The organism is Streptomyces sp. NPDC046887 (assembly GCF_040644755.1).
GTDB lineage: Bacteria > Actinomycetota > Actinomycetes > Streptomycetales > Streptomycetaceae > Streptomyces > Streptomyces lichenis.
In genome coordinates this window covers 538,686-549,874 of the sequence record NZ_JBEYXH010000001.1, presented here as the reverse complement: position 1 = coordinate 549,874, position 11,189 = coordinate 538,686, and the positions used below count along the sequence as shown (strand labels likewise).

Genomic DNA, 11,189 nt, shown 5'->3' with positions numbered 1-11,189 from the left:
AAGGTCACCACTTCGATTCTGGCCCGCCCCGCCGACTTCAGCCACCGCCTGCCCCGCCACCTGTGGACAACCCCGCGTCATCGCCGCGCCTGTGGACAACCCGGCGCGTCCCCCACCCGGAGCAGGGCACCGTTCCCCCGGCAACACTCCGGATCTTCCCGGCCGGTAATGCCGCATAACGGTCATATTTACGCCTAGTCTGACATTGCGTCGCACTCGTTCTGACCACAGGGCTTGCGCGGCTCGTCCACTCCGGTTACCGGCCCCTGGGAAGGACGGCATCACCCCATGCCCGCAGACCTCGCCGTCATCGGCCTCGGCCATCTCGGACTGCCCCTGGCCCAGGCCGCCGCGGCCGCCGGTATCGACACCATCGGCTATGACACCGACCCGCGCGTGGTCGCCGAGCTGGCCGCGGGGCGCCCTCCGGTCGACGGTTCGCTGACCGCGCCGGAGATCCGCCGGATGCTCTCGGGGGGCTTCCGGCCGACCACCGACCCGGCCGAGCTGGGCCGCGTCCGCACCGCCGTCATCTGCGCGCCCACCCCGCCCGGCCCCGACGGCGGCCCGGACCTCACCGCCCTCGACGAGGCGGCCCGCGCGCTCGCCGCCCGGCTGCGCCCCACCACCACCGTGCTGCTGGAGTCCCCGGTCCACCCGGGCACCACCGAGGAGCACCTGCTGCCGCTGCTCGAAGCGGGCTCCGGACTGCGTGCCGGGCGCGACTTCCACCTCGCCTACTCCCCCGGCCGCCTCGACCCCGGCCGCCCCGCCCACGGCTACGCCCGCACCCCCAAGGTCATCGGCGGGCTCACCCCCGCCTGCACCGAGTCGGCGGCGGCCTTCTACGGGCGCCTCGCCGACAAGGTGGTCCGCGCCCGGGGCACCCGCGAGGCGGAGACCGTCAAGCTGCTGGAGACCAACTTCCGGCACGTCAACATCGCCCTGGTCAACGAGATGGCGGTGCTCTGCCACGACCTCGGCGTGGACCTGTGGGACGTCATCCGGTGCGCCGAGACCAAGCCGTCCGGCTTCCAGGCGTTCCGCCCCGGGCCCGGCGTCGGCGGCCACGGCACCCCGGTGGGCACCCTGCCGGGGCACCGCCCGCTCCGCCTGGTCGAGCTGGCCGGCGAGGTCAACGAGCGGATGCCGGCCTACGTCGTCCAGCGCTGCGCCACCCTGCTCAACGAGCACGGCAAGTCGGCGCGCGGGGCCCGGGTGCTGCTGCTGGGCGTCACCTACAAGCCGGACCTCGCCGACCGGCAGGGCGCACCGGCCACCGAGATCGCCGAACGGCTCACCGCGATGGGCGCCCAGGTCGGCTACCACGACCCCTATGTGGCCGGCTGGCGGGTGGGCGGGCGGCGCGTCCCGCGGGCCGACTCGCTGTACGAGGCGGCCGCGGCGGCCGATCTGACGGTGCTGCTCCAGCACCACCGTACGTACGACCTCCAGGGCCTGGCGGTGAAGGCGCAGCTGCTGCTGGACACCCGGGGGGCCACCCCGGCGGGCGCCGCGCACCGCCTGTGACCCCCGGCGCCCCGTAGACCGTACGCGGAAAGGGCCCGCACCCTTGGCGATGGGGTGCGGGCCCTTCCTTCCGAGGTCCGTTCGGGTGCCGTCAGCGCTTGTGCTGGGCATCCGCGACGGTGACCTCCACGCGCTGGAACTCCTTCAGCTCGCTGTAGCCGGTGGTGGCCATCGCGCGGCGCAGGGCGCCGAAGAAGTTCATCGAGCCGTCCGGGGTGTGCGAGGGGCCGGTCAGGACCTCCTCGGTGGTGCCGACGGCGCCGAGGTCGACCAGCTTGCCGCGCGGCACGTCCTCGTGGACGGCCTCCATGCCCCAGTGCCGGCCGCGGCCGGGGGCGTCGGTGGCGCGGGCCAGCGGGGAGCCGATCATCACCGAGTCGGCGCCGCAGGCGATGGCCTTCGGCAGGTCGCCGGACCAGCCCACCCCGCCGTCCGCGATCACGTGGACGTAGCGGCCGCCGGACTCGTCCATGTAGTCCCGGCGGGCCGCGGCCACGTCGGCGACGGCGGTCGCCATCGGGACCTGGATGCCCAGCACGTTGCGGGTGGTGTGGGCGGCGCCGCCGCCGAAGCCGACCAGCACGCCGGCCGCACCGGTGCGCATCAGGTGCAGGGCGGCGGTGTAGGTGGCGCAGCCGCCGACGATGACCGGGACGTCCAGCTCGTAGATGAACTGCTTGAGGTTGAGCGGCTCGGCGGCGCCGGAGACATGCTCGGCGGAGACGGTGGTGCCGCGGATGACGAAGATGTCCACACCCGCGTCGACGACCGCCTTGGAGAACTGCGCGGTGCGCTGCGGGGAGAGCGCGGCGGCGGTGACCACGCCCGAGTCGCGCACCTCCTTGATGCGCAGGCCGATCAGCTCCTCCTGGATGGGAGCGGCGTAGATCTCCTGCAGACGGCGGGTGGCGGTGTCGGCCGGGAGGTGGGCGATCTCGTCCAGCAGCGGCCGGGGGTCCTCGTAGCGGGTCCACAGGCCTTCGAGGTTGAGGACGCCGAGGCCGCCCATCTGGCCGATGCGGATGGCGGTCTCGGGGGAGACCACCGAGTCCATCGGGGCGGCCAGGAACGGCAGCTCGAACCGGTAGGCGTCGATCTGCCAGGCGATCGAGACCTCCTTCGGGTCCCGGGTGCGCCGGCTCGGGACGACGGCGATGTCGTCGAACGCGTACGCCCTGCGGCCGCGCTTGCCGCGCCCGATCTCGATCTCAGTCACGATGTGTGGCCTTTCCCTCTACGTCTGCGCCTACCAGTATCCCCGACGCACGGCGGAGGGGCGGTCCCGGCCGTATGCCGGAATCCGCCCCTCCGCCGCACCCGGACGGGTTACCTCTTGTTGCTGTAGTTCGGCGCCTCGACGGTCATCTGGATGTCGTGCGGGTGGCTCTCCTTGAGGCCCGCGGAGGTGATCCGGACGAACCGGCCGTTGGCCTGGAGGTCGGGCACGGTGCGGCCGCCGACGTAGAACATCGACTGGCGCAGACCGCCGACCAGCTGGTGGACCACCGCGGAGAGCGGGCCGCGGTAGGGCACCTGGCCCTCGATGCCCTCGGGGACCAGCTTCTCGTCGGAGGCGACGCCCTCCTGGAAGTAGCGGTCCTTGGAGAAGGAGCGCTGCTCGCCGCGGGACTGCATGGCGCCCAGCGAGCCCATGCCGCGGTACGACTTGAACTGCTTGCCGTTGATGAAGAGCAGCTCGCCCGGGGACTCCTCGCAGCCGGCCAGCAGCGAACCGAGCATCACGGTGTCGGCGCCGGCGACCAGCGCCTTGGCGATGTCGCCGGAGTACTGCAGTCCGCCGTCGCCGATGACCGGGACACCGGCCGCCTTGGCGGCGAGGGAGGCCTCGTGGATGGCGGTGACCTGCGGGACGCCGATGCCGGCGACCACCCGGGTGGTGCAGATGGAGCCGGGGCCGACACCGACCTTGATGCCGTCCACACCGGAGTCGATGAGCGCCTGGGCGCCGTCGCGGGTGGCGATGTTGCCGCCGATGACGTCCACCGAGGAGTTCGACTTGATCTTGGCGACCATGTCGCCGACCAGCCGGGAGTGGCCGTGCGCGGTGTCGACCACGATGAAGTCGACGCCCGCCTCGATCAGGGCCTGGGCGCGCTCGTAGGCGTCCCCGGCGACCCCGACGGCGGCGCCGACCAACAGTCGGCCGTCCTTGTCCTTGGCGGCGTTCGGGTACTTCTCGGCCTTGACGAAGTCCTTGACGGTGATCAGGCCCTTGAGGATGCCCGCGTCGTCGACCAGTGGCAGCTTCTCGATCTTGTGGCGGCGCAGCAGCTCCATGGCGTCCACGCCGGAGATGCCGACCCGGCCGGTGACCAGCGGCATCGGGGTCATGACGTCCCGGACCTGCTGGCCGCGGTCGGTCTCGAAGGCCATGTCGCGGTTGGTGACGATGCCCAGCAGCTTGCCGGCCTGGTCGGTGACGGGCACGCCGCTGATGCGGAACTTGGCGCAGATCGCGTCGGCGTCGGCGAGCGTGGCGTCCGGGTGGACGGTGATCGGGTCGGTCACCATGCCGGACTCGGAGCGCTTGACCAGGTCCACCTGGTTCGCCTGGTCGGCGATCGACAGGTTCCGGTGCAGCACGCCCACGCCGCCCTGGCGGGCCATGGCGATGGCCATCCGGGACTCGGTCACCTTGTCCATCGCCGCCGACAGCAGCGGGATGTTCACCCGTACGTTCTTCGAGATGTACGACGAGGTGTCGATCTGGTCCGGGGCCATGTCCGACGCGCCGGGCAGCAGCAGCACGTCGTCGTAGGTAAGCCCCAGCGTCGCGAACTTCTCGGGCACTCCGTCGACGTAAGCGGTCATGACACCTTCCCCAGATGGCCTTGCTCGGTGCGGATGTCCATGCTAACGGGCTCGCGGCGTGTCCCATTCCACGAACAAGATCACCGAGAAGTTTTGGACGTTCACACGGGCGACGGAAGGGGCGGGAAAAGTAGGGGGGTCACTGCTCGGCGAGGGCGCGGAGCCGGCTGAGCGCGCGGTGCTGGGCGACCCGGACCGCGCCCGGGGACATGCCGAGCATCTGGCCGGTCTCCTCGGCGGTGAGGCCCACCGCGACCCGGAGCACCAGCAGTTCCCGCTGGACCTCGGGGAGGTTGGCGAGGAGCCGCTTGGCCCACTCGGCGTCATCGCTGAGCAGTGCCCGCTCCTCGGGGCCGAGGGAGTCGTCGGGCCGCTCGGGCATCTCGTCGGAGGGCACCGCGGTGGAGCCGGGGTGGCGCATGGCGGCGCGCTGGAGGTCGGCGACCTTGTGGCCGGCGATGGCGAAGACGAAGGCCTCGAAGGGGCGGCCGGTGTCGCGGTAGCGGGGCAGCGCCATCAGTACCGCCACACAGACCTCCTGGGCGAGGTCCTCGACGAAGTGGCGAGCGTCACCGGGCAGCCGGTTGAGCCGGGTGCGGCAGTAGCGCAGGGCGAGCGGGTGGACATGGGCGAGCAGGTCGTGGGTGGCCTGCTCGTCGCCCTCCACCGCGCGGTGGACGAGTGCCCCGATTCCCCCGCGGGCGGGCCCCTGCGAGGGGGACGCTCCACGGGCGGTGCCCTGGACGGCGGCCGCCGTCTGGGCCGGGGCCGCCTCGTTGTCACGCATCGGTCCATGGTGCACCGGCGGGTGCCCGTCCGCCGTACCGCTTCCACCCTTGTGCACCGAAGCGTTATGAGCAGGCGCGCTCGTCATCTCGTGCGCCCTCCCCTCCCGCTCGATCGACTTGTCCCCGAGGAACTCCACTCTTCAAGGATGCGGCATCGGCGCGGAAACAGATCCCGTCGCTCCGCCGCCCCGTCCGCCGCGGGGCGGACGGGGCCGCCACGGCCGGCGCCTCAGCGCACCAGGCCCCAGCGGAAGCCGAGCGCGACGGCGTGCGCGCGGTCCGAGGCGCCCAGCTTCTTGAAAAGCCGCCTGGCGTGCGTCTTCACGGTGTCCTCGGAGAGGAACAGCTCGCGGCCGATCTCCGCGTTGGAGCGGCCGTGGCTCATGCCCTCCAGCACCTGGATCTCGCGTGCGGTGAGGGTGGGCGCGGCGCCCATCTCGGCCGAGCGCAGCCGGCGCGGGGCGAGCCGCCAGGTGGGATCGGCGAGCGCCTGGGTGACCGTGGCCCGCAGCTCGGCGCGGGAGGCGTCCTTGTGCAGATAGCCGCGGGCGCCGGCGGCGACGGCCAGCGCCACACCGTCCAGGTCCTCGGCGACGGTGAGCATGATGATGCGGGCGCCGGGGTCCGCGGAGAGCAGCCGGCGGACGGTCTCCACGCCGCCCAGACCGGGCATGCGCACGTCCATCAGGATGAGGTCCGAGCGGTCCGCGCCCCAGCGGCGGAGGACTTCCTCGCCGTTGGCCGCGGTCGTCACGCGCTCGACGCCGGGCACCGTGGCCACGGCGCGGCGGAGCGCTTCTCGGGCAAGCGGGGAGTCGTCGCAGACGAGAACGGATGTCATGGCCGTCCTCCGCAGCTGATGCGCGTCACCTAGAGCCTCCAGGCTGGTCGTGAATCGTCACCTGTGCGGTTGACGCCCCCGGACATCTGCCCGAGCGCTTCTCTCATCAACCGCTCCGCACTCTCAACGACGGTCACTCGAAAGAGTTACGGGTCCCCGCTACCCCTTCGGCACTCTATGTGAGCGGGCCGGTACGGAGGAGAGCGACGCAGGTCACGAATGGTTCACCTGGAGCTATGCCCCATTTAGCTGCTTTTCCTTCACTTTGCCAGTGTCTGTGGCTAGATTCGCAATGAGTCATATTTACATCTACTTAGACAGTAGTTGTAACGTCGTGGCTGTACGGGGCCGCCGGTCATGGCCGCACCGGCCACCTACCACCGCCCCACCGACTCCTCCTCTCACCCCTCTCCCGCCCCATCCGCTCAAGTCCGCCCGCTCAGCTCCGGTCGGCACCGGAGTTCGCTCACGCACCGGAACCAAGGGACATGCGCCATGGCAGATTTCTCCCGCCTTCCCGGACCCAACGCCGACCTGTGGGACTGGCAGCTGCTCGCGGCCTGCCGAGGGGTCGACAGTTCACTCTTCTTCCACCCCGAGGGTGAGCGCGGCGCGGCGCGGAGTGCGCGCGAGAACTCGGCGAAAGAGGTGTGCATGCGGTGCCCCGTCCGGGCCGAGTGCGCGGCCCACGCCCTGGCGGTGCGCGAACCGTACGGGGTGTGGGGCGGCCTCACCGAGGACGAACGCGAGGAGCTGATGGGGCGGGCCCGCAACCGCCTGGTCTCCACCGCCCCCTCGGCGAACGGCACCCCGGCCGCCGCCTCCCCCGCCCACCACCACGGCCACCGCACCTCTGAGCCGTCCTCGCGGACGGTCTACCACTCCTGAGCACCGGCGCCCGCGAACGTCGAGGAGGAACGTTCCTGCGCACCCGGGGCCGCTTCCGCGCACACGGACCCGATTCTGCGCACCCAGGGGCGCGGGCCCCGGAGGGCGGCGCGGGTCAGCTTCGGGCGGCTGCGGCGGCGAGCCGGTCCAGGGTGGCCGCGACCGCGGGCACCTGGGCCAGGTCGGGCAGCGTCAGGGCCACCACCTCGCGCTCGACGACCGGTTCCACCGCGACGGTACGCGCGCCCCGCGGCCGTACCGACTCCACCGCCAGCTCGGGCAGCACCGCGACCCCGAGCCCGGCGCCGACCAGGCCGACCACCGCGGGGTAGTCGTCGGTCGCGAAGTCGATCCGCGGGACGAACCCGGCCGCCTCGCACACCTGCACCAGCTGGCGGCGGCAGCGCGGGCAGCCCGCGATCCAGGACTCCTCGGCCAGCTCGGCGATGCCCACCGAGCCCGCCCCCGCGAGCCGGTGGCCCTCCGGGACCAGCCCCACCAGACGGTCGGTGAGCAGCGGCCGGACCACCAGGTCGGTCCAGTCGTCCCCGGCGGCCGCCTGCTCGCGCGGCCCGCCGCCGCTCCCGTTCCGCCCCGTCCCACCGCCGTAGCGGAAGGCGAGCGCCACGTCGCAGTCCCCCTCGCGCAGCATCTCCACCGAGCGCGGCGGCTCCGCCTCGACCAGGGAGACCCGGGTGCCGGGGTGGTCGGCCCGCAGCGCGGCGAGAGCGGTCGGCACCAGCGAGGAGCTGCCGCTCGGGAAGGAGACGAGGCGCACCCGCCCGGCCCGCAGGCCCGCGATGGCGGCGACCTCCTCCTCGGCCGCGGTGAGTCCGGCGAGGATGCCCGCGGCATGCCGGACCAGCGCCTCGCCGGCCTGGGTCAGCCGGGTCTCGCGGCCCGTGCGGATGAGCAGCGGGGTGCCGGTGGAGCCCTCCAGCGCCTTCATCTGCTGACTGACGGCGGGCTGGGTGCAGCCCAGTTCACGCGCGGCCGCGGAGAAGGAGCCGGTGGCGGCGACGGCGCGCAGGACGCGCAGATGACGGGCTTCGATCACCCCGCGAGCATAAGCGGAGCTTGGAGACGGAAGCGAATCGCCTTCACCCGCTTTGAGACGCGGGCCGCACCGGCCCCTCCGGGATTCCGGGCAGCTGAGCCCTTCCCGGATTCCGGGCACCTGAGCCCTTCCGGGATTCCGGGATAGCGTGCGGGCATGAAGGTGCTGACGGTGAACATCGGGGCGATGCGCCCGACGGAGGCCTCCTCCGCCGGGGTGACCGGGATCGACAAGCGGCCCGTGGACGGGCCCGTGCTGGTCAGCGACCCCGGGGTCAAGGGCGAGGGCGGCAGCGGGCTGGCCGGGGACGCCATCGGGGACATGCGCAACCACGGCGGCAGCGATCAGGCGGTGTACGCCTTCGCCCGCGAGGACCTGGACGGGTGGGAGCGCGAGCTGGGGCAGCCCCTGGCCAACGGGGCGTTCGGGGAGAACCTCACCACCGGCGGGGTGGACGTGAACGGCGCCCTGATCGGCGAGCGGTGGCGGATCGGCCCGGAGCTGCTCCTGGAGGTGACCAGCGCGCGCATCCCGTGCCGTACCTTCGCGGCCCATCTGGGCCAGCGCGGCTGGGTGCGGCGGTTCACCCAGGAGGCGGCGCCCGGCGCGTATCTGCGGGTGCTCCGGCCGGGTGAGATCCGCGCGGGTGACGCGGTCGAGGTGGTGCACCGCCCGGCGCACCGGGTGACCGTGTCGGTCGCCTTCCGGGCCGCCACGACCGAGCGGACGCTGCTCCCCGAGGTGCTGGCGGCCGGCGAGGCGCTCCACCCGGAATTGCTGGAGTCCGCCCGCACGTACGTGGCCCGGGCCGGCGACCGGAACGCCGAACGCCTGGCCTGACGCCCCGGGGCCACCGGGAGGAGCGGGCGGGCGGGTGGGGGGTGTGCCGCGCGGGGTGCGGGGGCGGTTAACGTGCCGCTTATGACGACTGCACTGATCACGGGCGCGACCGCGGGCATCGGCGCCGCCTTCGCGCGTCGGCTCGCGGCGGACGGGCACGACCTGGTCCTGGTCGCCCGTGACACGGCGCGGCTGCGCGAGCAGGCCACCGAGCTCCATGACCGGCACGGCATCGAGGCGGAGGTGCTCAGCGCCGACCTGGCCACGGAGGAGGGCATCGGCGCGGTCGAGCGGCGGCTCGGCGACCCGAAGCGCCCGGTGGACCTGCTGGTCAACAACGCGGGCTTCGGCAACAAGGGCCGCTTCCTGGACGTGTCCATGGGCGACGAGCTGCGGATGCTGAAGGTGCACTGCGAGGCGGTGCTGCGGCTGACGTCCGCGGCCTGCGAGGCGATGCGCGGACGGGGCAGGGGCGGGGTGGTGAACGTGGCCTCGGTGGCCGCCTTCGTCCCGCGCGGCACCTACGGGGCGTCCAAGGCGTGGGTGGTGCAGTTCACCCAGGGGGTGGCCAAGGACCTGGCCGGCAGCGGGGTGCGGCTGATGGCGCTCTGCCCGGGGTTCGTGCGCACCGAGTTCCATGAGCGGGCGGGCATGGGGACCGGCAACATCCCCGGCTGGATGTGGCTGGACGCCGACAAGCTGGTCGCGGCGGCCATGGCGGACCTCGCCCGTGGACGGACGATCTCGATTCCGGACCCGCGCTACAAGGCGCTGATGGGTGTGGTGAAGCTGGCGCCGCGCAGTCTGCTCGGGGGTGTCAGCTCGCGCGCGGGGCGCAAGTACGGCCCGAGCTGACGGCGGACGGGTGACCTGTGCGGGCGGGCAGGTGCCCGGCCGGGCCTGGGGGGGGGCGCGCCGGTGATCGATCGTCAGGACGCATGGCCCGGATGATCGGACTGCCCGGATGATCGAACGTTCCTCATTCGATCAGAGTGGATTAGGGTCGGGCGACCGGCGCGACCGGTCCGGCCACCGAGGAGGGGGATTTCCACCGTGCGTGAGAGTGCCGCCGAACGTCACGACCGTCTGCTGGCGCTGGTACGGGAGCGGGGCACCGCGCGGGTCGCCGACCTGGCCGTGCAGCTGGGCGTCTCCCCGGTGACCGCCCGCCGGGACGTGGAGGCGCTGGCCGGGCGGGGCCTGCTGGACCGGGTGCACGGGCAGGTGTCCTGGCCGGGGCCGGCCGGGCAGCCGGGCGGGGCGGAGCTTCCGGCCGGGAGTGAGGCCCTGTCGGCGGCGCCCGGGCGGGGGCCGGTCATCGGTCTGCTGGCGCCCTCGGCCACGTACTACTTCGCCGAGGTGATCCGCGGGGCGCGCGAGGCGGCGGCCCGGGCCGGGGCGCGGCTGATCCTGCGGATCTCGGACTACCGGCCGGAGGACGACCGGGCGCGCACCGAGGGGCTGCTGGCCTCGGGGGCGGAGGGACTGCTGGTCGCACCGGGCTGGCGGGCGCCGGGCGACCAGGCGGAGCACGGCGACTGGATCGCCGAACTGCCCGTGCCCGCCGTGCTGCTGGAGCGGCGGGCCGAGCCGGGTTCGGCGCTGGACGGGCTGGACCGGGTGTCCTCCGACCACCGGCACGGGGTGCTGCTGGCGGTGCGGCACCTGGTGGGGCTGGGGCACGGGGCGCCGCTGCTGGTGGCCCGGGCGGACTCCCCGACGGCGCTGGCGGTACGGGCCGGGTACGCGCGGGCGCTGCGGTTGCTGGGGCTGGACGCGCCCGGGCCGGTGGTCGACTCGGTGCCGGCGGAGCTGGAGCCGGAGGGGTTCGAGGCGGCGGTACGGGCGCTGCGCGCGGCCGTCGTCTCGGGGGCGGCGACCGCGGCCCTGGTCCACAACGACGTGGACGCCATCCAGATGGTCCAGCGGCTGGCGGAGGTGGGGGTGCGGGTGCCGGAGGACCTGGCCCTGATCGCGTACGACGACGAGGTCGCCGCGCTGGCGGACATCCCGTTGACGGCGGTGGCCCCGCCGAAGCGGCAGGTGGGGCGGCTGGCGACGGAACTGCTGGTGGAGCGGCTGGCGGCGCGGGCCGCGGGCGCGCCGGGCATGCCGGGCGGGGCGGTGGCCGGTGGGGAGGGCGAGGGCCGGGCGGCGGACGCGCGGCGCCAGGTGACCCTGCTGCCGAGTCTGCGGGTGCGGGCGTCGTGCGGGGCGGCCCCGATGGCCTCCGGTGCGGCGGTCCGGGAGGCAGCGGTGGCCCGGGAGGGCGCGGCGGACCGGGAGAGCGCGGGCGGGCCTTCCGCCTGACGGCGCCCGCCTGATGGTGCCCACCTGGCGGCGGCCACCTGCTGCGGCCATCTGATCAATTTTCGATCAAACAATCTTTCGCTCTTGACTTCGCTCATAAACG

Annotated in this window: 10 protein-coding genes; 5 read left to right on the top strand and 5 right to left on the bottom strand. The window is 73.4% G+C overall.

Annotated elements, in window-relative coordinates; genetic code table 11:
• The first annotated feature begins 288 nt into the window (after positions 1-288).
• Positions 289-1,530 (top strand): nucleotide sugar dehydrogenase, encoded by a 1,242-nt coding sequence (locus ABZ945_RS02555; protein ID WP_361262578.1) that lies wholly within the window; start codon positions 289-291, stop codon positions 1,528-1,530.
• A 91-nt stretch (positions 1,531-1,621) separates the two neighbouring features.
• Here the strand turns inward: ABZ945_RS02555 and ABZ945_RS02550 are convergent, their stop codons facing one another.
• From ABZ945_RS02550 to ABZ945_RS02535, 4 genes are all read right to left on the bottom strand, one after another.
• On the bottom strand, positions 1,622-2,746 hold the full coding sequence (locus ABZ945_RS02550) for a GuaB3 family IMP dehydrogenase-related protein (protein ID WP_248632461.1): 1,125 nt from the start codon (positions 2,744-2,746) through the stop codon (positions 1,622-1,624).
• A gap of 110 nt (positions 2,747-2,856) precedes the next feature.
• On the bottom strand, positions 2,857-4,362 hold the full coding sequence (guaB, locus tag ABZ945_RS02545; RefSeq protein ID WP_361262574.1) for an IMP dehydrogenase: 1,506 nt from the start codon (positions 4,360-4,362) through the stop codon (positions 2,857-2,859).
• 139 nt (positions 4,363-4,501) lie between these two features.
• Positions 4,502-5,149: a sigma-70 family RNA polymerase sigma factor gene (locus tag ABZ945_RS02540; protein ID WP_361262571.1), complete on the bottom strand. Its 648-nt coding sequence runs from the start codon at positions 5,147-5,149 to the stop codon at positions 4,502-4,504.
• A 230-nt stretch (positions 5,150-5,379) separates the two neighbouring features.
• Entirely contained in the window at positions 5,380-5,991 is a 612-nt protein-coding gene (locus ABZ945_RS02535; protein WP_003948568.1) for a response regulator transcription factor, read from the bottom strand.
• A 495-nt stretch (positions 5,992-6,486) separates the two neighbouring features.
• On the opposite strand from ABZ945_RS02535, the gene ABZ945_RS02530 reads away from it, so the two are divergent.
• A complete protein-coding gene (locus ABZ945_RS02530) occupies positions 6,487-6,879 on the top strand; it encodes a WhiB family transcriptional regulator (protein WP_361262567.1) in 393 nt (130 codons plus the stop codon).
• A 115-nt stretch (positions 6,880-6,994) separates the two neighbouring features.
• Here the strand turns inward: ABZ945_RS02530 and ABZ945_RS02525 are convergent, their stop codons facing one another.
• On the bottom strand, positions 6,995-7,936 hold the full coding sequence (locus tag ABZ945_RS02525; RefSeq protein ID WP_361262564.1) for a LysR family transcriptional regulator: 942 nt from the start codon (positions 7,934-7,936) through the stop codon (positions 6,995-6,997).
• A 156-nt stretch (positions 7,937-8,092) separates the two neighbouring features.
• Here ABZ945_RS02525 and ABZ945_RS02520 point away from each other — a divergent pair, with 156 nt between their 5' ends.
• From ABZ945_RS02520 to ABZ945_RS02510, 3 genes are all read left to right on the top strand, one after another.
• The gene (locus ABZ945_RS02520; RefSeq protein WP_361262561.1) at positions 8,093-8,776 is read left to right on the top strand and encodes an MOSC domain-containing protein; all 684 of its coding nucleotides are present in this window, start codon (positions 8,093-8,095) and stop codon (positions 8,774-8,776) included.
• A gap of 81 nt (positions 8,777-8,857) precedes the next feature.
• Entirely contained in the window at positions 8,858-9,631 is a 774-nt protein-coding gene (locus tag ABZ945_RS02515; RefSeq protein WP_361262558.1) for an SDR family oxidoreductase, read from the top strand.
• Between the two features lie 198 nt (positions 9,632-9,829).
• The gene (locus ABZ945_RS02510; RefSeq protein WP_361262555.1) at positions 9,830-11,086 is read left to right on the top strand and encodes a substrate-binding domain-containing protein; all 1,257 of its coding nucleotides are present in this window, start codon (positions 9,830-9,832) and stop codon (positions 11,084-11,086) included.
• The last annotated feature ends 103 nt before the right edge of the window (positions 11,087-11,189 follow it).